The organism is Burkholderia sp. BKH01, assembly GCF_025685725.1.
Lineage (GTDB): Bacteria > Pseudomonadota > Gammaproteobacteria > Burkholderiales > Burkholderiaceae > Burkholderia > Burkholderia pyrrocinia_C.
Genome location: NZ_JAOTQT010000006.1, coordinates 117165 through 137657, shown reverse-complemented (window position 1 = coordinate 137657; position 20493 = coordinate 117165). Strand labels below are relative to the sequence as shown.

21 protein-coding genes are annotated in these 20493 nt (G+C 68.9%); 5 read left to right on the top strand and 16 right to left on the bottom strand.

The annotated features are described in order from the left end of the window. Positions 1–73 precede the first annotated feature (73 nt). From pyrR to OEJ37_RS12525, 5 genes are all read right to left on the bottom strand, one after another. A complete protein-coding gene (pyrR, locus tag OEJ37_RS12545) occupies positions 74–589 on the bottom strand; it encodes a bifunctional pyr operon transcriptional regulator/uracil phosphoribosyltransferase PyrR (RefSeq protein WP_175919007.1) in 516 nt (171 codons plus the stop codon). Further along, a complete protein-coding gene (gene ruvX / locus OEJ37_RS12540) occupies positions 576–1025 on the bottom strand; it encodes a Holliday junction resolvase RuvX (RefSeq protein WP_027788201.1) in 450 nt (149 codons plus the stop codon). The genes pyrR and ruvX overlap by 14 nt, the downstream gene beginning before the upstream one ends. Then, on the bottom strand, positions 1022–1600 hold the full coding sequence (locus OEJ37_RS12535; protein ID WP_006491354.1) for a YqgE/AlgH family protein: 579 nt from the start codon (positions 1598–1600) through the stop codon (positions 1022–1024). The genes ruvX and OEJ37_RS12535 overlap by 4 nt, the downstream gene beginning before the upstream one ends. Before the next feature lie 181 nt (positions 1601–1781). Further along, positions 1782–3083 (bottom strand): hypothetical protein, encoded by a 1302-nt coding sequence (locus tag OEJ37_RS12530; RefSeq protein ID WP_263344445.1) that lies wholly within the window; start codon positions 3081–3083, stop codon positions 1782–1784. A gap of 104 nt (positions 3084–3187) precedes the next feature. Further along, positions 3188–3358, bottom strand: a complete 171-nt coding sequence (locus tag OEJ37_RS12525; RefSeq protein ID WP_004186709.1) for a rubredoxin — start codon at positions 3356–3358, stop codon at positions 3188–3190. Between the two features lie 254 nt (positions 3359–3612). On the opposite strand from OEJ37_RS12525, the gene OEJ37_RS12520 reads away from it, so the two are divergent. Continuing rightward, complete coding sequence (locus OEJ37_RS12520; RefSeq protein ID WP_034182874.1) at positions 3613–4479, top strand: hydroxymethylpyrimidine/phosphomethylpyrimidine kinase; 867 nt, start codon at positions 3613–3615, stop codon at positions 4477–4479. A 183-nt stretch (positions 4480–4662) separates the two neighbouring features. Here the strand turns inward: OEJ37_RS12520 and groL are convergent, their stop codons facing one another. The 11 genes from groL to OEJ37_RS12465 all read right to left on the bottom strand — a co-directional run bounded on the left by groL (position 4663) and on the right by OEJ37_RS12465 (position 15648). Beyond that, positions 4663–6303, bottom strand: coding sequence for a chaperonin GroEL (gene groL, locus OEJ37_RS12515; RefSeq protein ID WP_031402778.1), 1641 nt, complete (start codon positions 6301–6303; stop codon positions 4663–4665). 46 nt (positions 6304–6349) lie between these two features. Further along, entirely contained in the window at positions 6350–6643 is a 294-nt protein-coding gene (locus OEJ37_RS12510; RefSeq protein WP_026044985.1) for a co-chaperone GroES, read from the bottom strand. 565 nt (positions 6644–7208) lie between these two features. After that, a complete protein-coding gene (locus OEJ37_RS12505; protein WP_175947327.1) occupies positions 7209–7724 on the bottom strand; it encodes an SRPBCC family protein in 516 nt (171 codons plus the stop codon). A 44-nt stretch (positions 7725–7768) separates the two neighbouring features. Beyond that, positions 7769–8401: a LolA family protein gene (locus tag OEJ37_RS12500; RefSeq protein WP_174421351.1), complete on the bottom strand. Its 633-nt coding sequence runs from the start codon at positions 8399–8401 to the stop codon at positions 7769–7771. Then, a complete protein-coding gene (locus tag OEJ37_RS12495; protein ID WP_411859262.1) occupies positions 8398–8829 on the bottom strand; it encodes a quinol oxidase in 432 nt (143 codons plus the stop codon). The genes OEJ37_RS12500 and OEJ37_RS12495 overlap by 4 nt, the downstream gene beginning before the upstream one ends. A gap of 34 nt (positions 8830–8863) precedes the next feature. Next, positions 8864–9646 (bottom strand): anti-sigma factor family protein, encoded by a 783-nt coding sequence (locus OEJ37_RS12490; protein ID WP_174421350.1) that lies wholly within the window; start codon positions 9644–9646, stop codon positions 8864–8866. After that, a complete protein-coding gene (locus tag OEJ37_RS12485) occupies positions 9643–10158 on the bottom strand; it encodes a sigma-70 family RNA polymerase sigma factor (RefSeq protein WP_174421349.1) in 516 nt (171 codons plus the stop codon). Before OEJ37_RS12485 ends, OEJ37_RS12490 begins: the two co-directional genes overlap by 4 nt. A gap of 25 nt (positions 10159–10183) precedes the next feature. Continuing rightward, on the bottom strand, positions 10184–10543 hold the full coding sequence (locus tag OEJ37_RS12480; RefSeq protein WP_174421348.1) for a hypothetical protein: 360 nt from the start codon (positions 10541–10543) through the stop codon (positions 10184–10186). 311 nt (positions 10544–10854) lie between these two features. Beyond that, positions 10855–13029 carry a beta strand repeat-containing protein gene (locus tag OEJ37_RS12475; RefSeq protein WP_263344443.1) on the bottom strand — a complete coding sequence of 725 codons (2175 nt, stop codon included), beginning with the start codon at positions 13027–13029 and terminating at the stop codon, positions 10855–10857. A gap of 527 nt (positions 13030–13556) precedes the next feature. Continuing rightward, positions 13557–14801, bottom strand: coding sequence for an NAD(P)/FAD-dependent oxidoreductase (locus OEJ37_RS12470; RefSeq protein WP_175919015.1), 1245 nt, complete (start codon positions 14799–14801; stop codon positions 13557–13559). A gap of 67 nt (positions 14802–14868) precedes the next feature. After that, complete coding sequence (locus OEJ37_RS12465) at positions 14869–15648, bottom strand: ABC transporter substrate-binding protein (RefSeq protein ID WP_263344442.1); 780 nt, start codon at positions 15646–15648, stop codon at positions 14869–14871. Positions 15649–16030: 382 nt separating this feature from the next. On the opposite strand from OEJ37_RS12465, the gene OEJ37_RS12460 reads away from it, so the two are divergent. The 4 genes from OEJ37_RS12460 (at position 16031) to OEJ37_RS12445 (ending at position 20325) form a co-directional block, all read left to right on the top strand. Then, positions 16031–17005, top strand: a complete 975-nt coding sequence (locus OEJ37_RS12460) for an ornithine cyclodeaminase family protein (protein ID WP_263344441.1) — start codon at positions 16031–16033, stop codon at positions 17003–17005. Beyond that, positions 17002–17796: a transcriptional regulator gene (locus tag OEJ37_RS12455; RefSeq protein WP_317891534.1), complete on the top strand. Its 795-nt coding sequence runs from the start codon at positions 17002–17004 to the stop codon at positions 17794–17796. The genes OEJ37_RS12460 and OEJ37_RS12455 overlap by 4 nt, the downstream gene beginning before the upstream one ends. Before the next feature lie 220 nt (positions 17797–18016). After that, positions 18017–18748, top strand: coding sequence for a DsbA family oxidoreductase (locus tag OEJ37_RS12450; protein WP_263344440.1), 732 nt, complete (start codon positions 18017–18019; stop codon positions 18746–18748). Between the two features lie 137 nt (positions 18749–18885). Continuing rightward, positions 18886–20325 (top strand): DHA2 family efflux MFS transporter permease subunit, encoded by a 1440-nt coding sequence (locus OEJ37_RS12445; RefSeq protein WP_175947321.1) that lies wholly within the window; start codon positions 18886–18888, stop codon positions 20323–20325. The last annotated feature ends 168 nt before the right edge of the window (positions 20326–20493 follow it).

The window sequence follows — 20493 nt, the reverse complement described above, 5'->3', positions numbered from 1 at the left end:
GTGTGCGTGATTCCAACTATGCAAACGGGCCGCGGTGCAAACCAGCGGCCCGGGATACGGTTTCGCGTGTCGTTCAGGCGCCGTGCGCCTCGATGCGCAGCGTGAACTGCGCGGCATCATCGCGCGCGAGCACGAGCGTCGCGCCGGCCGGCACGTCGAGCGCGCCGCCCGCGAAGCGCGCGGCGACCGGCAGCTCGCGGCCGCCGCGATCGGCGAGCACCGCGAGCTCGACCGCGGCCGGACGGCCGTAGTCGAACAGCTCGTTGAGCGCCGCGCGCACGGTGCGCCCGGTGTACAGCACGTCGTCGACGAGCACGATGCGCGCGCCGTCGACATCGAACGGCAGCGACGTCGGGCTGGCCTGGCTGTGCAGCCCCTTTTTCGCGTAGTCGTCGCGATGCAGCGCGACGTTCACGACGCCGAACGCCGGCGCGCCGAGATCGCGCGCGAGGCGCTCGGCGAGCCACGCGCCGCCGCTGTAGATGCCGGCGAGCCGCGGGCCGCCCGGTTCGGCGAAAGCCGTGCCGTACGCGGCGCGGATCTGGTCGAGCAGGACGCGGTAAAGCGCCTCGGCGTCAATGGTGCTCATGGTCGGACAATTGATCGAGATACTGTTGAAGGATGACGCGCGCGGCCTCGGCATCGAGCATCTCGGCGCGTGCGCGGCCGCGCACGTTGCGCTCGCGCAGCCCGGCCTCGGCCTCGACCGACGAATAGCGCTCGTCGACCCACGTGACGGGCAGCCCGAAGCGGCCGTTCAGCTGGTTGCCGAAGCGCTTGGCCTGCTGCGTCATGTCGTGCGGCGTGCCGTCCGGATGCATCGGCAGGCCGACGACGAGCGCGTCCGGCCGCCATTCGGCCAGCAGGTCGCCGACTGCCTTGAAGCGGTGTTCGCGGTTCAGGTTCTGGATCACGACGAGCGCGCGGGCCGAGCGCGTCAGCGCATTGCCGATCGCGACCCCGATTCGCTTTTCGCCGTAGTCGAACGCCAGGAGCGTCGCATCGCGCGCGCTCGCGCCGCTCATGCGTGCCCTGCTTCGCCGGACAGCATCGACGAGCTGACGCCGAGCAGGCCCAGTGCGGCTTCGAAGCGCTCCTCGGCCGGCGTGTCGAACACGATGCGCGGATCGGCGGCGACCGTCAGCCAGCCGTTGCGGGAAATTTCTTCCTCGAGCTGCCCTGCGCCCCAGCCCGCATGGCCGAGCGTCAGCAGGAAGCGCTTCGGGCCGGTGCCCGTCGCGACCGCCTCGAGCACGTCCTTCGACGTTGTCATCTCCAGCCCGCCGTCGACGGACATCGACGAGTTGTAGCTCGCGCCCTCGACCGGCTCGTGCAGCACGAAGCCGCGCTCGGTCTGGACCGGGCCGCCGAAGTACACGGGGATGTGCAGCAGCGGCTCGATGTCGAGCTTCAGGTCGATGCGGTTGAACAGCGATTCGAGGTCGATGTCGGTGGGACGGTTGATGACGAGGCCGAGCGCACCGCGCTCGCTGTGATCGCAAAGGTAGACCACCGTTCCCGAGAACGTCGGATCGGCCATGTTCGGCATGGCGATCAGGAACTGGTTGGTGAGGTTGATGCGATCGGAAGGCTTTGACATGGTTTGAATTTTAGCAAAGACGCCGCGGCCTGACCGGGCCGCGATCAACAAGCAACGCCGCGCCGCGCTGGCAACGACGCGCGCGGATCACACGGCACTCTAACACGCGCGCGGGCACTGTCGGCAGCGTGTTGCGGGCCCGTGCGGCAAGGGCCGCCGCCGCGTGTCCGTCCCTTGTTCGTCAGGTCCGGCCGAGCGCCGCGCCGAGTGCTTCGGACGCCGCGGTCAGGTCCGGCGGCGCCACGCCGGCCGCGATCTTCAGCAGCGCCGCGCGCAACATGTCAGACGCGTGACCGTGCGCGTCGAGGCCGCCGTCGGCGAGCAGCACGCCGTGCGCGGCACGGCGCCACGCGAGGCCGAGCGTGTCGGCCAGCAGCGCCGCGTGGCCGAGCCCGAGCGCGCACGCGGCCGTACCGACCCGGTAGGCGGCGCCGGACGCGCGCCACGCGGCACTCGTGTCGGCCGCGGCCGGATCGGCCGCGAGGTCGGCCATCGACGCATCGGCGGTCTGCAGGAAATCCTCATACGCATGCGCATTGACGGTCACGACGCCGAGCGCGCGGGTCGGCGCGACGGCCACCGCGTCGTGCTCGGCCCGCGCGGCATCGGCCTCCCACAGCGCTTCGGATGCCGGCGTGCCGGCGACGTGCCAGTCGACCGTCAGCCCGTAGTCGTGCAGTACGTCGACGAGCGCGACGTCCTCGGCCGCGGCGCCGAACAGCGCGAAATCGCGCCACAGCAGCGCCACCGTCTCGCGCACGAGCTCGGGCGGCGCGCTGCGCCGGCCCTGCGCGTGCTCGCCGAGCAGCAGGTTCGTCCGTGCGAGAAAGCGCTTCAGTTCGGGCGCGCGGCTCGCGCGCAGCGCGCGCAGGCATGCGGCCGCGAGCCGCCAGAAATCGTACGGCGCGTCGTCGGCCAGCGCGGCCTGCATCGCATCGAGTTCATCGAACGCCGCGTCGGGCGCGCCGGGCTGCGCACGCAGCGCGGCGAGCAGCGCCTGCTCGTAGCGGGCGCGTACCCGGGTCGCGAACGCATCGGGCAACGCACGCAGCGTGGCCGGCGGCACCGCGCGGCCGACGAGCGCGAGCGCGTCGAGCGGCGTGTTCGCTCGCAGGTCGGCGGCGCTTTGTGCGCGCAATGCACGGAAATGCTCGAAGAGAACCGGCGAGCAGGCGAGCTCGCGCAGGTTGTGGCGCCCGACGGCCGCGCGGAAATCACGCAGCGCGGCACGCCAGCCGGCCGAAGTCGGCTCGACGGCGACGAGCGGCGCGGCGGCCGACAGTTGCCCGGCGAAACGCGCGGCCGGCAGCCAGCCGGCTTCCGCCAGCACGGCTGCCGCCGCGGACAGCGGCGCGACCGCGTCGTCGCGACGCTCGAATGCGTCGGCGGCCGCCGCGAGCCACGCGTCGGCCGCGCGCACGGCCCCGCCGCGCGGGTTGGGCAGTGCGTCAGGGAGGGGAACGTTCGCCGGATCGGACGTCATGGACACGCGCGCCTGTCATCGTCAAGCCGCTCGCACGAACCTCGGCGCGCGAGCGCCGGGCCGATGCGAGGCCGGAGCGGGGTGTCCGTGGGCTGAAGGTCCGGTCAGATCTGGACCATCTCGAAGTCTTCCTTGCGGGCGCCGCATTCGGGACACGTCCAGTTGATCGGGACGTCCTCCCAGCGCGTGCCCGGGGCAATGCCCTCTTCCGGCAGCCCGGCTTCTTCGTCGTAAATCCAGCCACAAATCAGGCACATCCAGCTCTTGTATTCCATCTTAAGCCGCGTCGGGAAAGTCGGTAAATTCGGGAGCCATGATGGTACCGTGTCGGGGCCGGACTGCCTAGCAATCGCGCTGGAGTACGACGACTACGTTGCGCTGCGCTAAAAAATCCGTCGTGCGGGCAGAATTCCGCCGCATAATGGCTGAAAAGTGCGGCCTGCCGGGCAACACAGGGCCGAAAAAGCCCATTTCGCCTCGCCGTCCGCATCTCCGTCGCTTTCCCGTTTTTCTCTTGCCCCATTTTTACATGTCCAGCAACGCCCCTCCGATCGTCCTCACCTTCGGCCTGTCCGATCCCACCGGCGGCTCCGGCCTCCAAGCCGATCTGATGACCCTGGCGAGCATGGGCTGCCACGGCGTGTCCGTCCTGACGGGCTACACCGTGCGCGACTCGGCCGCCTGCGACGAAGTGACCGGCCTCGATCCCGACGTCGTCGCCGCCCAGGCGCGCATGCTGCTCGAGGACATGCCGGTCGCCGCGTTCAAGATCGGCGCGGCGACGCGCGCGGAAGTCGTCAGCGCGATCGCCGAGGTCGTCGCCGACTACGACGGCGTGCCGCTCGTGCTCGCGCCGGACTTTACGCTCGACGACGAGCACGTGCTCGCGGCCGACGACCTGCGCGAGTCGATCGCCGACCTGCTGGCGCCGCAGACGACGCTGCTGGTCGCCGACTACGCGACGCTGATCGCGCTCGCGCAGCCGGACGGCGACGCCGAGGCGCCGAATCTCGATGCGGCCGTATCGCACCTGCTGTCGCAGGGCTGCGAGTACATCCTGTCGTCCGAAACGGGCTCGCACCGGCTCGTCAACACGCTGTACGGCGAGGAAGGCCAGCTCCGCGAGGACATGTGGGATCGCTCGCCGCACCGGTTGATGGGCATCACCGATACGCTCGGCGCGGCCATCGCGGCGCTGCTCGCGAACGGCCAGGAGCCGCCGGAGGCGGTCCGCGAAGCGCAGGAGTACCTGTACCAGGCCGTGCGCGACGCGTTCCGGCCCGGCATGGGCGCGTACCTGCCCGACCGGTTCTTCTGGGCGCGCAGCAACGACGACGCGGACACGCCGCCGGCCACGAAGGTCGAACCGGTGCCGAGGACGTCGCACCGGCACTGAGTCGGGCGTGGCGGGGATGCCCGCCGCCGCACGAGGCTCAGTCATCGGGTGCGCCGCCCGGCCGGCCTGCTCACGCTTCCGATTTCCGCGCGCACATAAAAAAAAACCCGCATCGCTGCGGGTCCTTTCTTTTGGCTGGAACGCGCATCGCTGCGCGTTCCGGACACCATCGACCGAAGTCGATTACATGTCCATGCCCATGCCGCCCATGCCGCCCGGCATGCCGCCCGGCATCGGTGCATCTTCCTTCGGCAGTTCTGCAACGGCTGCGTCCGTCGTCAGCAGCAGGCCTGCAACCGAAGCTGCGTTCTGCAGTGCGGTGCGCGTGACCTTGGTCGGGTCGACGACGCCGGCTTCGACCATGTCGACGTACTCGCCCGTCGCTGCGTTGTAGCCGTAGTTGCCCTTGCCTGCAGCAACTGCCGCCACCACGACGCTGGCTTCTTCGCCGCCGTTCGTGACGATCTGGCGCAGCGGCTCTTCCATTGCGCGCAGCACGATCTTGATGCCGGCGTTCTGGTCGGCGTTCAGGCCGGTCAGGCCTGCGATCGCGGTGCGAGCGCGGATCAGCGCGACGCCGCCGCCTGCCACGATGCCTTCTTCCACAGCTGCGCGCGTTGCGTGCAGTGCGTCTTCGACACGTGCCTTCTTTTCCTTCATTTCGACTTCGGTCGCAGCACCGACCTTGATCACTGCCACGCCGCCGGCCAGCTTGGCCACGCGCTCTTGCAGCTTTTCACGGTCGTAGTCCGACGTCGCTTCCTCGATTTGCGCGCGCACTTGCTTCACGCGTGCTTCGATGTTCACGGCTTCGCCTGCGCCGTCGATGATCGTCGTGTTTTCCTTGCCCACTTCGATGCGCTTCGCCTGGCCCAGTTCTGCCAGCGTTGCCTTCTCGAGCGTCAGGCCGGTTTCTTCCGCGACGACCTGACCGCCGGTCAGGATCGCGATGTCTTCCAGCATCGCCTTGCGACGATCGCCGAAGCCCGGCGCCTTGACCGCGACGGTCTTCAGGATGCCGCGGATGTTGTTGACGACCAGCGTTGCGAGCGCTTCGCCTTCGACGTCTTCAGCGATGATCAGCAGCGGACGGCCAGCCTTCGCGACTTGCTCGAGCACCGGCAGCAGATCACGGATGTTCGACACCTTCTTGTCGTGCAGCAGCACGAACGGGTTGTCGAGGACGGCGACTTGCTTGTCCGGGTTGTTGATGAAGTACGGCGACAGGTAGCCGCGGTCGAACTGCATGCCTTCGACGACGTCGAGTTCGTCGGCCAGCGACTTGCCGTCTTCGACGGTGATCACGCCTTCCTTGCCGACCTTGTCCATCGCTTCAGCGATGCGATCGCCGATCGACGAATCGCTGTTCGCCGAGATCGAGCCGACCTGTGCGATTTCCTTGTTCGTCGTGCACGGCTTGCTGATCTTCTTCAGCTCTTCGACAGCCGCTGCGACTGCCTTGTCGATGCCGCGCTTCAGGTCCATCGGGTTCATGCCCGATGCGACGTACTTCATGCCTTCGCGAACGATCGATTGCGCGAGGACGGTTGCCGTCGTCGTGCCGTCGCCTGCGTTGTCGCTGGTCTTGGAAGCGACTTCCTTGACCATTTGCGCGCCCATGTTCTGGAGCTTGTCCTTCAGCTCGATTTCCTTCGCGACCGACACACCGTCCTTGGTGACCGTCGGGCCGCCGAAGCTGCGCTCGAGCACCACGTTGCGGCCCTTCGGACCCAGCGTGACCTTGACTGCGTTGGCGAGAATGTTCACGCCTTCGACCATCTTCGAACGGGCGGAATCGCCGAATACGACGTCTTTAGCTGCCATCTTCTAACTCCTTGAATTCTTGGGAATATGTACCGTCGAAGGACGCTTAGTTAGCGTTGACCACGGCCATGATGTCTTCTTCGCGCATGACCAGCAGTTCCTGGCCGTCGACCTTCACGGTCTGGCCTGCGTACTTGCCGAACAGGACGCGATCGCCAACCTTCACGTCGAGCGCGATCGGGGCGCCCTTGTCGTCACGCTTGCCCGGGCCGACCGCGAGGATCTCGCCTTGATCCGGCTTTTCAGCAGCGGCTTCGGGGATGACGATGCCCGAGGCGGTCTTGGTTTCTTGATCCAGACGCTTGACGATCACGCGATCGTGCAAAGGACGAAGGTTCATATTCACTCCTCTCTTGACTGAGATTGAAGAACGCTTGGGGAATCTGCCCGGCGGAACGCCCGGCAGAGAATTGTTAGCACTCTCGTGCAGCGAGTGCTAATTATATGGACGGGGTTTGACAAATTCAAGAAGGGAAATCGGACGAATTTTTTGGAGCGGCACGGTAGAGGGAAAACGCTCAAAAACCACAAAAAACCCTTTCAAAACAAAACCCTGACGAACGCTGACCGGCCTGACCGGCAGGCCCGAGGGGCCCGCGAACCCCATCCAGCCCCGTTTGGACATCGGGTAAGCACGGAGTTCCTGACGCCGGCGACATCGCATCAAAAAAACCGCGCCGGCGCCGATCCGGCATGCTGCAGCGCCACCTTCGCGCACGCCGGACGCCCCTTGCGCGCCCTCCCCGCCGATGCATCGATGCCGATCCGACGTGTTCGTACGCGTACGCGTGCCGGGACACCGGTGTCCGGCCGTCGGCGAACACGTTGCGCTCGTCGTCGACGGTGCGGTGATGGCGTACGCGCGCTGAGCGGCGCGGATCGCCGTCACGCGCCGTCACACGTCGTTACGTATCGGCGCAGCCCGCGCCCGACAGCGGCCGGAAGGTCCGGCCCTCCGTCTCGACCGCCGCGCCCAGCAACCGCGCAAGCCCTTTCGCGCCTTCGCGCATCACGACGTCGTGATTCCATCGGAACAGCGGACGCGCGATCGGCTCCAGCCAGTTCATCCACTTCAGTTGCGTGCGGATGTGCCAATCGTAGCGCACGACGGTGCATGCGCCGTCGCCGGTGAACGACCAGCATCCGTCGCCTTCGATCGCGCCGCTCGCGCGGCCTTCGAGCGCATGCGGCGGCTCGACGCGCCGCACGCGCATGTCGAAGGTCAGCCGGTACGGCAGTGCGCCCTTCCACGTATATCGGTGCAGTGCGCCCACGCCGCGCGCGTCGCCCTGCTCGATCTCGACGGTGCGTACCGCGCCCTTCCACCAGTCGGGCCAGCGGTCGACCTGGTAGATCGCGTCCCAGACCACCGCGAGCGGCGCGTCCACACGCCAGATCGTCGAGAACCGGTATTCCGCCATGCAGCCTCCGGCATGCGCGTCAGGGACATGAATCGGCGCACCGTTCAGGGCGCGAAGAAGCGCTCGGGAAACGCGACGTCGATCTCGATATTGTCGAGCGTCACTGTTTCGAGCGGCACGTCGCCATCGTCCGCGAAGCTGACGACCTTCAGCGGGAAGCCGTCCTCGGCGTCCAGCCACAGCCGGTAGCGGTGCACACCGTCGACCGCATGCGCAGGCGCGCCCGTGACCGACACGCGCAGCGCGGTCCGGCCGCCGACGGCCTCCTCGCCTTCGGTCACCGTCGCGCCGCCCTGCTGCAGCGCATGAACGTTGCGCAGCAGTTCGCCTACGTCGGACCGGTCGACCCGGTGGCCGCTGCGGTCGCGCACGAGCGGATTGGACGGCGACAGCATCAACGCGGGCGGCGCGTGCGCGCCGAACGGGCGCAGCCGCACCTTGCCGTCGCCGGGATCGTATGCGAGCACCGCGCCGTGATGAGGCGACACGAAGTCCATCCGGACGAAGCCCGGTTTCAGGTACGCGTAGCGGATTTCGGCGTGTTCGCCGCCCCGCGCCGACGAGCGGATCGTCGCGCGGTACGAGCGAACGTGGTCGAAGTGCGCCTGCGCGACGGTCACGGGATCGGCTGTCATGCTCGCTCCTATCAGGCTCGCAGCCAGCAACGCGGCGATCACGGCGCCGCCTCGACGTCGAGCACGCCTTCCATCCCGCGCTCGCGATGGCTCCTGAAAAACAGCAGCCGATGCGTGCAATAGTAGGCGAACCGGCCCGGCTGCGCCGGCGTGAAGCGAAGCTTCTTCGGCGTCGTGGCCAGTTCGGTGTGGACCGCGATGCCGGCCTGCGGCGCATCGATTTCGAAACTGTGCGGAACCACGCCGGGCTCGGCCGACACGGTCAGCTCGACCGGCACGTGCGCGCGCACGATCACGTGGTTCGGATGGAAGAAATAGCTGCCGCCGACGATCGCCACCCGCTGCACGCCGTCGGCGTCGACCGGCACGCGCACCGGCGCATCGCTGTCGGCCCGCGCGAGCGTGGCGCCCGCGGCGAGCGCCGCCAGCACCGGCATCAGCACGAGCGCCGTCGTCATCTTCTTCGTCATCTTCATCGCCTGCTCCCTGCCGACGCCGCGCGCATCATCCCTTCCACGCATCGGTCGAGCCGCCGAGCGCACCGCACGCTTCGATCGCGAGCTCGCGCAGGCGCCGTTCGTCGCCGCGGCCGGACAATGCATAACCGATGCCGCGATCCGACCAGAAATACGTGTAGCGGCCGTCGGCCGACATCGCCTGCGGTGCGAGGTGCCGCGCGTCGTACGCGGTCATGTACAGCGTCACGCGCTCGCCGTCCGCACGCTGGTACATGAACTGCGCGGCCGGCCCCGCTTCGCCGGGCAGCAACCGGCCGCCCAGCAGCACATAGCCGTATTCGTCGAGCGACGGCGCACGCACGGACCGCCCGACGCGTGCCGACAGCCACGCGGCAAGGTGCGAGGGATCGCCCGCGCCGACCTCGACCGGATGCTCGCGATCGGGTGCGTACACCGCATACGCGACATCCGCGCGCGCGGCGAATGCCGGTTCGCTGCCGAACACGGCCCAGCCCGCGTGCAGCGCGACGCCGATCAGCAGCCCGGCCGCCAGCCCCGCGAATGCATACGCGAACCCGCGCCGGCGCGGCGCGCGGCGCTGCACGAACAGCGCGGGCGCGGCGCCCGGCAACGGAAACAGTGCCTGCAGCGCGTCGCGCTGGGCGCGGTAATGCGCGAATCGTTCGGCTTCCTTCGGATCAGACTGCAGGCGCTCGAGCATCTCGTTCCGCTCGTGCCCGGACAGCTCGCCATCCAGCAATGCGGACAGCAGTTGCGCCGACGCATCGTCGTCCCGATCGTTCGAAGGCTTGTGCGGTTCGTCCATCATGTCTTCCTGATTACCCGTAACGCGGCCGTGCCGTGTGCCGACGGCTCGTCCGACAGCAGTGCGCGCATCTGCCCGCGCGCCCGCGCGAGCCGCGACATCACCGTTCCCACCGGCACGCCGAGCACCTGCGCGGCGTCGCGATAGCTCAACTCCTCGAGCGCGACCAGCAGCAGCACCTCGCGCTGTTCGACGGGCAGCCGGTACAGCGCGCGCTGCACGTCGCGCAGCACCAGCCCGCCGATCTCGCCGGACGGCGCGGCCATCGTCTGCCACGGCGCCGTCGCATCGTCGACCGCGATCTCGTGCCGCGCCCGCAACTGGTCGATGAAGCGGTGCCGCAGCAGCGTCAGCAGCCACGCGCGCAGGTTGCCGCCGTCGCGCGGCGGCCGGTTCAGCGCACGCTCGAGCGTGTCCTGCACGAGATCGTCCGCCCAGGCCCGGTCGCCCGTCAGCGCGCGCGCATAGCGCGTGAGATGCGGCAGCCATACCAGCAGGTCCGATTCGTAGCTCATCGATGCCTCGCGCGTCGCCGCGCCGTTACGGACGCGCAACGTGCCACATGCCGCCGATCCCGTCGCCGCCCGCGTCGCCGGCCTTGTGGTCCATCTTCCAGCGATACAGCGGGCGTCCGTGGTACGCCCATTGCTTCTTGCCGTCGCTGCGCGTGACGAGGCTCCACGCGCCCGACGCCTTGTCGTACGCGTCGGCGATCGCGGGCGGCCAGTTGGCCGCGCACGCGCTGTCGCACGCGCTCTTGCCGGGCGCGTCATGATCGAACACGTACAGCGTCATGTGATCTTCGTCGACCAGTTTCCCGTCGGCGACCTGTGGCGGTTCCGCGGCCGCCGGCCGCACGATCGCCGCCATCATCGCGGCGGCGAGGAGCATTCGTTTCATTCCCGTTCTCCTTTTGACATGGCATCGCGACATGGCGGCGCCGGACGGGATGATCGGCTTCGTCGAGACCATTATCCCGCCGGGCGGTCGTGCCGGGACTCGGTATGTAAACGGACGAAAGCGGCCGGTTATTCCATGCCGCCCGACGACGACCGGCGGCGGCCCGGCATCGGCCATTCGTATGACGAAATAAAGCGGGAAACCCAAAGACAACGCGGCATGACATCCCTGTCATGCCGCGTTGTGCGGCCTGTGTTGCACGACCGTTTCGCATGGCGGCCGATACGGCGCCGCTGGGCGTTTCCGGCTCGTTACCTCGGCAGCGCGCCCGTCAGCGACTGGAGCAGCGTCGCCACCGGTGCGAGCGGGTTGTTCGGCGAGCCGTTGCCCGAATGCGGCGTCACCGACAGGCCCGGTGCGGAACCGAGTGCCGTGCCCATTGACGTGCCGACCGCATTGACAACCGTCGCCGTCGAGTTGGCACCCGTCGTCAGCAGCGAGCCGACCGCGCCGGCCGTGCCGCCGGCCGCGTTCGAGCCCGAACCGAGCAGGCTGCCGCCTGCCGCTGTCGTCGAACCGGCTGCGCCCGACAGCGCGCCGGCCGCCTGGCCTAGTGCCGCCGGACCATTCGAGAGTGCCCCCGTCACCGAACCGAGCGCACCGGTCAGTGCGCCGGCCGGGTTGCCGCCGCCCGTCAGGCCGTTCACGAGGTTCGCGATCGGTGCGATCGGGCTGTTGCCCGCCGCGCCCGTCAGCGTGCCGACGACGTGGTTCACGACGCCTTGAACCGGCGCCAGCGGGTTCGACCCGCCGAGGTTGCCGAGCGCGCCCGTCACCGAGTTCAGCGCGCCAGTCAGCGCACCGGCCGGATTGCCGCTGCCTAGCGTACCGACGACCTGGTTGACGACACCCTGCACCGGCGCGAGCGGGCTCGTGCCGCCGAGCGCGCCGAGCGCGCCCGCGACCGAGCCGACTGCGTTGCCAAGTGCGCCCGTGGCCGTGCCGAGCGCGTTGCTCAGCGTCGCAGCCGGATTGCTGCCGCCGAGCGTGCCGACGACCTGGTTCACGACGCCCTGCACCGGCGCCAGCGGATTCGACCCGCCGAGGTTGCCGAGCGCGCCCGTCACCGTGCCGAGTGCGCCGGTCAGTGCGCCGGCAGCGTTGCCGCCCGTCGGCAGCGCGTTCTGCAGGCCGTTGACGAGGTTCGTGATCGGCGTGATCGGGCTACCGCTGCCTGCGCCGGACAGCGTGCCGACGACCTGGTTCACGACGCCCTGCACCGGCGCGAGCGGGTTCGACCCGCTCAGCGCGCCCGTCACCGAGTTCAGCGCGTTCGTCAGTGCAGCGGCCGGATTGTTGTTGCCGAGCGTACCGGCGAGTTGCGTGACGACGCCTTGCACCGGCGCGAGCGGGCTTCCTGCGCCACCGACGTTGCCGAGCGTGCCCGTGATCGTGTTGACCGCGTTGCTCAGCGCGCCGGCCGGGTTACCGCTGCCGAGCGTGCCCGTGACCTGATCGACGACGTTCTGGATCGGTGCCAGCGGGTTCGACCCACCGCCGACGTTGCCCAGTGCGCCCGTCACCGTGCCGAGTGCGCCCGTCAGTGCGCCTGCCGGGTTGCCGCCGCCGAGCGCGCCCGTCACCTGGTTCACCACACCCTGGACCGGCGCCAGCGGGTTCGCGCCGCCGCCGATACCGCCGAGTGCGCCCGTCACCGTGCCGAGCGCGCCCGTCAGCGCGCCTGCCGGGTTGCCGCCGCCGAGGGCGCCCGCCACTTGATTCACCACACCTTGAACCGGCGCCAGCGGGTTCGACCCGCCGCCGACGTTGCCCAACGCACCCGTCACCGTGCCGAGGGCACCGGTCAGTGCACCAGCCGGATTGCCGCCACCGAGCGCGCCCGTCACTTGATTCACGACGCCTTGAACCGGCGCCAGCGGATTCGACCCGCCGCCGATGCCGCCCAGTGCACCCGTCACCTGATTCACCGCACCCTGCACCGGCGCCAGCGGATTCGACCCGCCGCCGACGTTACCCAGTGCGCCGGTAACCGTACCAACCGCATTGCTCAGCGTCCCCGTCGCCGTATTGAGCGCCCCCGTCAGCGCACCAGCCGGGTTGCCGCCACTCAGCGCACCCGTCACCTGATTCACCACGCCCTGCACCGGCGCCAGCGGCTGCACCGTGCCGCCGCCACCGCCGAGTGCGCCCGTCACCGCTCCCACGGCGCCCGGCAGCACCTGACCGGGATCGCCGAGCGACGTCTGGATCGCGCCCGATCCGCCCGCCGTCACGATGACCGAGCCCAGCGGCGACGTGCCCGTCGCGACCAGCCCGACCGACACGCTGTTCGTCGGCGGATTGACGATCACTTGCGGGATCGGCAGCGAATCGAGGGCCCCCGCCAGCACGGAACCCGAAGCCAGCACCCCGAACACCGTCGCGACCGACAGCGCTACACCCGTCAATTTGAAATTCTGTCCCATTCTTATTTACCCCATCTCGGTTGGCACTACGTTGATAAAGCATGGGGACGGATTGCACGAAGCGTGCCAATTCAAAAAACCGATTGATTCATCTGCCAATTTCCTGGCAATAAACCTTTTTATGGATTTCAGGCGAAATGCGCACGTTGCGGAGCCCGAATCATCTGATGAAAATGGCAGTCGGAACGCGGATGTAACGTAACGTTTGCGAGCCCCGCAGTAACGTGTTCCGGTACATTCTGCATAACGCCGGAACGCCCGGTCGCGATACCGCCGCACATCGTCATGACCGACTACTCACTGCGCATTTCATCGATATGAAAATGCATTGATAAATCGAGAATTTTCTTATTTTATTTGTTGCGCGATTTCTTTCTCGGCGATTACGCAGATCATTTCCGATTGCCGGGTTTTCGATAGTTCGGATAGCCGAATGAAAAATTGTTGCGGCCGCATCGCAGCCGGAGAACGCCATGCAACGCGCGTGGTGGCGGCCCGGGCTTGCGCCGCATCGCCGCGCCGCCGGCTCAGTCGAAGCGCGCGGGCCGGTACGGATGGGGATCGATATAGGTCGGCGCGCCCGTCATCATTTCGGCGAGCAGGCGCCCGGTCGCGGGGCCGAGCGTGAGCCCGTGGTGGCAGTGGCCGAACGCGAACCACAGGTGGCGATGGCGCGGCGCGGGCCCGATCACCGGGCGCATGTCGGGCGTGCACGGCCGCATCCCGAGCCACGGCTCGCGATCGAGCCGTTCGCCGATGCCGAACGCGTCGCGCGCCAGCGGCTCGGCGCGCGCGAGCTGCACGCCGGTCGGCGGCGCACCGCGCAGCGCGATCTCGACGCCGGTCGTGAGCCGCAGGCGGCCGCCTTCCATCGGCGCGACGACGAACCCTTCCTCGGTATCGCACACCGGCACGTTCAGCAGCGTGCGCGTCGGCAGGTAATGCATGTGGTAGCCGCGCTTCGCGCGCAGCGGAATCCGGTAGCCAAGCGGCGCGAACACGTAATCGGACCATGGCCCGAGCGCGACCACGGCAGAGCGTGCAGAGATCGGCCCATGCCCGGTACTGACGCGCCAGCCGCCATCCACCTGCATGAGCGTCGTCGCGTCGCCGAGCACGAACGTGCCGCCGTCGCGTTCGAACAGCCGCGCGTACGCCTTGGTCAGCCCGCCCGGGCTCGACACGGTCTTCGGGTCCTGCCAGTGAAACGCGCCGCAGAATGCGTCGCCGATGCCGGGCTCGCGCTCGCGCAGCGCACGCGCGTCGAGCACGGTCATCCGCAGCCCGTGCACGTCGGCCACGCGCTGCTGCGCGCGCGTTTCCGCGTCGAACAACGCGGGCGAACGGAATGCCTCGATCCACCCGCCGTCGTGCACGAGCGGCTGCGCGTCGGTGCGCGCGAGCAGCGCATCGTGCTCGACGACACTCGCCGCGACGAGCGGCAGCAGGTCGCGCGCGGCTGCCGCGAGCCGCTGCGGCGACGATTCGCGCCAGAAGCGCGCGAGCCAGCCCGCATACGCGGGCAGCGCGCGATAGTCCCAATAGAGATCGACCGAGCGGTTGCGCGCATAGCGCAGCAGCGTGCCGAGCCGGCGCGGAAACGCGTACGGCATGACCGACGAGCGCTCGATCAGCCCGGCATTGCCGTGGCTCGTTTCCTCGCCGGGCGCGCGCCGGTCGACGAGCGCGACGCGCAGCCCGCGATCCTGCAGATGCAGCGCCGACGATACGCCGACGATGCCGGCCCCCAGAACGATGACGTCGAAATCCATGCTTCCCCGCCCAGCGTCGAGATTCGATGCGACACGCGCCGGCACCGCGGCTGGCGCGCGGCCGTGCTTACTTCGCGACGATGTCGCGCTTGAAGTACTTCTGCGACAGCGCGCCCAGCGTGCCATCCTTCTTCAGTGCGTCGAGCGCGCCGACGATCTTCGCCTGCAGCGCCTTGTCGCCCTTGCGCAACCCGAAGCCGGTGCCTTCGCCGAGCGTCGCAGGATCCTTCAGCGGCTCGCCGACGATCTGGTAGTCGCGGCCGGTCGGCTTGTCGAGAAAACCGTCCTGCGCGGTCTGCGCTTCCTGCACGGCCGCGTCGAGACGCCCGGCGACGAGATCGGCGTAGATCTGGTCCTGATCCTGATACGACACGACGGCCACGCCCGCATCGGCCCAGTGCGCCTTCAGGAAATCCTCCTGCGACGAGCCCTGCAGCACGCCGACGTGCTTCCCACGCAGGCTCGCGACGTCGGGCCGCAGCGGCGAGCCGCGCCTGGCGACCATCACGATCGGCACCACGTAGATCGCCGGCGTGAAGTCGATGCTCTGCTTGCGCTTCGCGGTGATGTTCATCGCCGAGTTGATCGCGTCGAACTTGCGCGCCTGCAGCGCAGGGATCAGGCCGTCGAACGAATTCTCGACCCACACGCATTTCATGTTCAGCTTCGCGCACACCGCGTTGCCGATGTCGACGTCGAATCCCTGCAGCTGGCCGGCCGGCGTCTTGCTCTCGAACGGCGGATAGGCGGCTTCGATCCCGAAGCGCAACGTGGTCTGTTCCGCGTGGGCCGTGACGGCCGCGCATGCGAGCGCCGCGACGGCGCAGAGGGAAAGCTTCCAGTTCATGACAGGTCCTTCGGTTCCGGATTGAGGCGATGAAGATCGGTCGCGCGGCGCCCTCTTCCGGGCGCCGGATCGGCATTCGATGCAGCCGGCCGCCGCACGGCGACACGTCTTGTCCTGCACGCGAAATATAGACTATAAGTCTATTATGGACTATAGGGGATACGAGAATCGCGCCCCCGTGGCGCCACATCGGAATTGCATCGACCAGTCAAAACGCCGTTGATTTTCCAGTGTTTTCCACAAAGCCAGCGACGACACAAAGTCTCGAAAAGAAAAATTCTCCAGATTACGTTTGTCTATATTAGACTTTTCGTCCATCACGAACACCGCCGGACACCGTCTTTCGAGACATTCCTGTCCGGCCCCGACCGGAGATGTCCCCATGACGCAAACCGTCCCGCCCCTGCCGCTGACCGTCGACGAAGCCGCGGTGCGCGCGGCCCTGCCGTCGCTCGACGTGCTCGGCACGCTGCGCCGCATGTTCGCGTCGCTCGCGTCGGCGCGCGCGGTGCAGCCGCCGCAGACGCTCACGCTGTTTCCCGACCAGGCCGGCGACTTCATCACGTATCTCGGCGCGCTCGCCGACGAGCAGGTGTTCGGCGCGAAGCTGTCGCCGTACGTCGTGACGGGCGGCAAACCCGACGGGAAACCGATCGTCACCGCCTGGACCGCGCTGATGTCGATGCGCACCGGCCAGCCGCTGATGTGGTGCGACGCGGGGCAGCTGACCGTCGAACGCACGGCAGGCACGACCGCGCTCGCGGTCGACTGCCTCGCGCCGCGCGACGCGCGCCATCTGGCGATCGTCGGCGCGGGCGCGGTCGGCCTCGCGCACCTGCGGCACACGGCGGCGCTGCGCGACTGGGAGACGATCCGCGTGTACTCGCCCGCGCTCGCCGGTGACGCGGCGCTGCAGGCGACGCTCGCCGGGCTCGACCCGCGCACACGCGCGGCTGCGAGCGTCGAAGCCTGCGTGCGCGACGCGGACGTCGTGATGCTGTGCACGTCGTCGGGCACGCCCGTGCTCGGCGACGGGATGCTCACGCGCCCCACGCTCGTCACGTCGATCAGCACGAACGTCGCGCGTGCGCACGAGATTCCACCTTCATGGCTGCCGGAAATGGACGTGTACTGCGACTACCGGCACACGACGCCCGCGAGCGCCGGCGAGATGCAGATCGCGGCGGCCGACCACGGCTGGGACGCCGGGCGGATCGTCGGCGACCTGCCCGCGCTCGTCGCCGGCACCTGCGCGGCGCCGTCGCGCACGCGTCACGTGTTGTTCCGCTCGATCGGCCTCGGGCTCGAGGACATTGCGATCGCGCATGCGCTGTACGCGCACCTGACACGCGCATGAGCATCACGCGGGCGCGGGGCCGATACAATGGCGCAACCGCCGCGGCGGCCGCGCGCGGGCGCACGGGCATGCCGGCCACCAGCGCGCCGGCACGCCGGCCCGATGCGCCGCCCGGCCCCCGCCCACCCGAGATGGCGACACCGATGCGCAAGAAGAAATCCCCCGTCAAAGACCTGCTGCTCACCCGTTACGCGCCGATCGCCGACGGTATCGCCGCGCTGTTCTTCCCGTACGCGGAAGTCGTGATCCACGACCTGCACGACCAGACCGTGCTGTATCTCGCGAACAACCTGTCCAAGCGCGAGGTCGGCGACGATTCCGCGCTCGAGGAAATCGATCATTCCGCGCGCGAGCGCGTGATCGGCCCGTACGAGAAGCTGAACTGGGACGGCCGGCGGATGCGCTGCGTCAGCAACGTGCTGTTCGACGACGAAGGCCGCCCGGCCGGGATGATGTGCATCAACTTCAACATCGCGGTGTTCGACGAGGTGCGCGCGACGCTCGACCTGTTCATCAAGGGCGCGGGCGTCGTCGCGCAGCCCGACGAGCTGTTCCGCGACGACTGGCAGGAGCGCATCAACACGTTCCTGCACGGTTGGCTGCGCGAGCGGCAGGTCGGGCTGAACGGGCTCACGCGCGAGCATCGGCGCGAGCTCGTCGAGGCGCTTCATGCGGAAGGCGCGTTCCGCGGCAAGAGCGCGGCGAACTATGTCGCGAACGTGCTCGGGATGGGGCGCGCGACGGTCTACAAGCACCTCAAGCACCTGAAGGAAACGCAGGGCGACGTGTAAGCGGCAAGCGGCAAGCCCCGCGGGCCGGTTCGCCGCGCTCCGCCGCCGCATTCCGGCTTCCGGATCGGCATCGGCAATCGCTGTCGGCCCGTCACTTCCGCGTCCACGCTTCGTGATACGTCGGACGCGGGCCCGTTCCGCACGGGCCCGGCCAGGACCAAGCGTCGAAGCATAAAATGATATAGTCCCGGTTACATTTTTTTGCTGCCCCGGACCGCCCATGACGACCGCTCCCGCCCCGACCGCCCGCCCGACCCTGACCGTAGAAATCTGGTCCGACCTGATCTGCCCGTGGTGCTGGATCGGCAAGCGCCGCTTCGACGAGGCGCTCGCCGCGTTCGCGCACGCCGACCGCGTCGACGTCGCGCTGCGCGCGTACCGGCTGATGCCCGGCCAGCCCGTCGAGCCGGTCGAGGCGATGCTCGCGGGCAAGTACCGAATGTCGCCCGCACAGGTCGACCAGATGCTGCGCCAGGTGACCGACGCGGCCGCGAGCGTCGGGCTGCGCTACGACCTGCCCGGTACGCTCGTCGGCGACACGCTCGACGGCCACCGGCTCGTGAAGCTCGCGGAAGCCACAGGCCGCGCGCACGCGCTGACCGAGCGGCTGTACCGCGCGTATTTCTGCGAGCACGGCTCGCTGTTCGATCATGCGGAACTGACCGAATTCGCGGTCGAAGCGGGGCTCGAGCGCTCGGCCGTCGACGACGTGCTGCGCAGTGACGCGTACCGCGACGAAGTCGAGGCCGACATCGCGCGCGCCACGCAGATCGGCGGGCGCGACGTGCCGCTGTTCGTGTTCGGCGGCCGCTACGCGGTGTCGGGCGCGCAGCCGGCCGACGCGTTCGCGCAGGCGCTCGACCAGGCGTGGCGCGACGGCATCGTCGAACTCGCCGGCAGCGACGCGGCCGCGTGCGGCCCCGACGGCTGCGAACTGCCGGCGCGCTCGTAACGCACACGACGCCCATCCCGCGCGTCCCGCCCGGACGCGCCACTACGCGTCGCTGCTGCCATAAACCGACAGGAAGCCCGCGCCGATGACGTCTACAATGCATCCTTTCGAATAACTATCGAAAAGGCTGCAGGCCCATGACTCACGGGATCCACGGCGAGAAGCGCTGGTACGCGCTGATCGTGCTCTGCCTCGGCGTGCTGATGATCGTGCTCGACAGCACGATCGTGAACGTGGCGCTGCCGTCGATCAGCACCGACCTCCATTTCACCGAGACGGCCCTCGTGTGGGTCGTCAACGCGTACCTGCTGACGTTCGGCGGCTGCCTGCTGCTCGGCGGCCGGCTCGGCGACCTGTACGGCCAGCGGCGCATGTTCCTCGCGGGCCTCGTCGTGTTCACGCTCGCGTCGCTCGCGTGCGGCCTCGCGCAATCGCAGGCGATGCTGATCGCCGCGCGCGCGGTGCAGGGGCTTGGCGGCGCGGTCGTGTCGGCCGTCTCGCTGTCGCTGATCATGAACCTGTTCACCGAGCCCGGCGAACGCGCGCGGGCGATGGGCGTCTACGGCTTCGTCTGCGCGGGCGGCGGCAGCATCGGCGTGCTGCTCGGCGGGCTGCTGACGAGTTCGTTGTCGTGGCACTGGATCTTCCTCGTCAACCTGCCGATCGGCATCGCGGTCTATGCGATGTGCGTCGCGCTGCTGCCGCGCATGCGCGCGCCGGCCGGCGCCGCGCGGCTCGACGTCGCGGGCGCGATCACCGTGACCGCGTCGCTGATGCTGGCCGTCTACGGGATCGTCGGCGGCAACGAGGCCGGCTGGCTGTCGACGCAGACCGTCGCGCTGATCGGCGCGGCCGTCGCGCTGCTCGCGCTGTTCATCGCGATCGAGGCACGCGCCACGCATCCGCTGATGCCGCTGACGCTGTTCGCCGCGCGCAACGTCGCGCTCGCGAACGTGATCGCCGTGCTGTGGGCGGCCGCGATGTTCGCGTGGTTCTTCCTGTCCGCGCTGTACATGCAGCGCGTGCTCGGCTACGCACCGCTGCAGGTCGGCCTCGCGTTCCTGCCGGCGAACCTGATCATGGCCGCGTTCTCGCTCGGGCTGTCGGCGCGCATCGTGATGCGCTTCGGGATCCGCGGCCCGATCGCGGCCGGCCTGCTGATCGCGGCCTGCGGCCTCGCGCTGTTCTCGCGCGCGCCGGCCGACGGCGGTTTCGTCTGGCACGTGCTGCCCGGCATGACGCTGCTCGGCATCGGCGCGGGCGTCGCGTTCAACCCGATGCTGCTGGCGGCGATGAGCGACGTCGATCCGGCCGATTCCGGGCTCGCGTCGGGGATCGTCAACACCGCGTTCATGATGGGCGGCGCGCTCGGCCTCGCGGTGCTCGCGAGCCTCGCTGCCGCCCGCACCGACGCGCTCGCGGCCGCGCAGGCCGCGCCGCTCGACGCGCTGAACGGCGGCTACCACGCGGCATTCGCGTTCGGCGCGGCGTTCGCCGCCGCGGCTGCGCTGATCGGCCTCGCACTGCGCATGCGGCCGCAGAACGGCGTCGAAGGCGTCGGCCCCGCGATGCACTGACCGCCGGCAGACGAAGCCCGTTGCCGGCATCGAACCACGGAGGGCGCGCACTGTCGCGCCCTTTTTTGCGCGTGCCGGGCGGGCACGGCGCGCATTCCCGGTTCGTCGTACCTTTCGCGCCGATGACCACCATCGGCCCCGCCTTCGCTCAAACGCCCGTTTCACACC

Bases quoted from the DNA above. Each gene is read 5' to 3' on its own strand.
- pyrR (WP_175919007.1), bottom strand. From the start codon at position 589: ATGAGCACCATTGACGCCGAGGCGCTTTACCGCGTCCTGCTCGACCAG.
- OEJ37_RS12480 (WP_174421348.1), bottom strand. From the start codon at position 10,543: ATGAAACGAATGCTCCTCGCCGCCGCGATGATGGCGGCGATCGTGCGG.
- OEJ37_RS12490 (WP_174421350.1), bottom strand. From the start codon at position 9,646: ATGATGGACGAACCGCACAAGCCTTCGAACGATCGGGACGACGATGCG.
- OEJ37_RS12475 (WP_263344443.1), bottom strand. From the start codon at position 13,029: ATGGGACAGAATTTCAAATTGACGGGTGTAGCGCTGTCGGTCGCGACG.
- OEJ37_RS12450 (WP_263344440.1), top strand. From the start codon at position 18,017: ATGACGACCGCTCCCGCCCCGACCGCCCGCCCGACCCTGACCGTAGAA.
- ruvX (WP_027788201.1), bottom strand. From the start codon at position 1,025: ATGAGCGGCGCGAGCGCGCGCGATGCGACGCTCCTGGCGTTCGACTAC.
- groL (WP_031402778.1), bottom strand. From the start codon at position 6,303: ATGGCAGCTAAAGACGTCGTATTCGGCGATTCCGCCCGTTCGAAGATG.
- OEJ37_RS12535 (WP_006491354.1), bottom strand. From the start codon at position 1,600: ATGTCAAAGCCTTCCGATCGCATCAACCTCACCAACCAGTTCCTGATC.
- OEJ37_RS12485 (WP_174421349.1), bottom strand. From the start codon at position 10,158: ATGAGCTACGAATCGGACCTGCTGGTATGGCTGCCGCATCTCACGCGC.
- OEJ37_RS12510 (WP_026044985.1), bottom strand. From the start codon at position 6,643: ATGAACCTTCGTCCTTTGCACGATCGCGTGATCGTCAAGCGTCTGGAT.
- OEJ37_RS12465 (WP_263344442.1), bottom strand. From the start codon at position 15,648: ATGAACTGGAAGCTTTCCCTCTGCGCCGTCGCGGCGCTCGCATGCGCG.
- OEJ37_RS12530 (WP_263344445.1), bottom strand. From the start codon at position 3,083: ATGACGTCCGATCCGGCGAACGTTCCCCTCCCTGACGCACTGCCCAAC.
- OEJ37_RS12495 (WP_411859262.1), bottom strand. From the start codon at position 8,829: ATGACGAAGAAGATGACGACGGCGCTCGTGCTGATGCCGGTGCTGGCG.
- OEJ37_RS12460 (WP_263344441.1), top strand. From the start codon at position 16,031: ATGACGCAAACCGTCCCGCCCCTGCCGCTGACCGTCGACGAAGCCGCG.
- OEJ37_RS12505 (WP_175947327.1), bottom strand. From the start codon at position 7,724: ATGGCGGAATACCGGTTCTCGACGATCTGGCGTGTGGACGCGCCGCTC.
- OEJ37_RS12445 (WP_175947321.1), top strand. From the start codon at position 18,886: ATGACTCACGGGATCCACGGCGAGAAGCGCTGGTACGCGCTGATCGTG.
- OEJ37_RS12470 (WP_175919015.1), bottom strand. From the start codon at position 14,801: ATGGATTTCGACGTCATCGTTCTGGGGGCCGGCATCGTCGGCGTATCG.
- OEJ37_RS12455 (WP_317891534.1), top strand. From the start codon at position 17,002: ATGAGCATCACGCGGGCGCGGGGCCGATACAATGGCGCAACCGCCGCG.
- OEJ37_RS12525 (WP_004186709.1), bottom strand. From the start codon at position 3,358: ATGGAATACAAGAGCTGGATGTGCCTGATTTGTGGCTGGATTTACGAC.
- OEJ37_RS12520 (WP_034182874.1), top strand. From the start codon at position 3,613: ATGTCCAGCAACGCCCCTCCGATCGTCCTCACCTTCGGCCTGTCCGAT.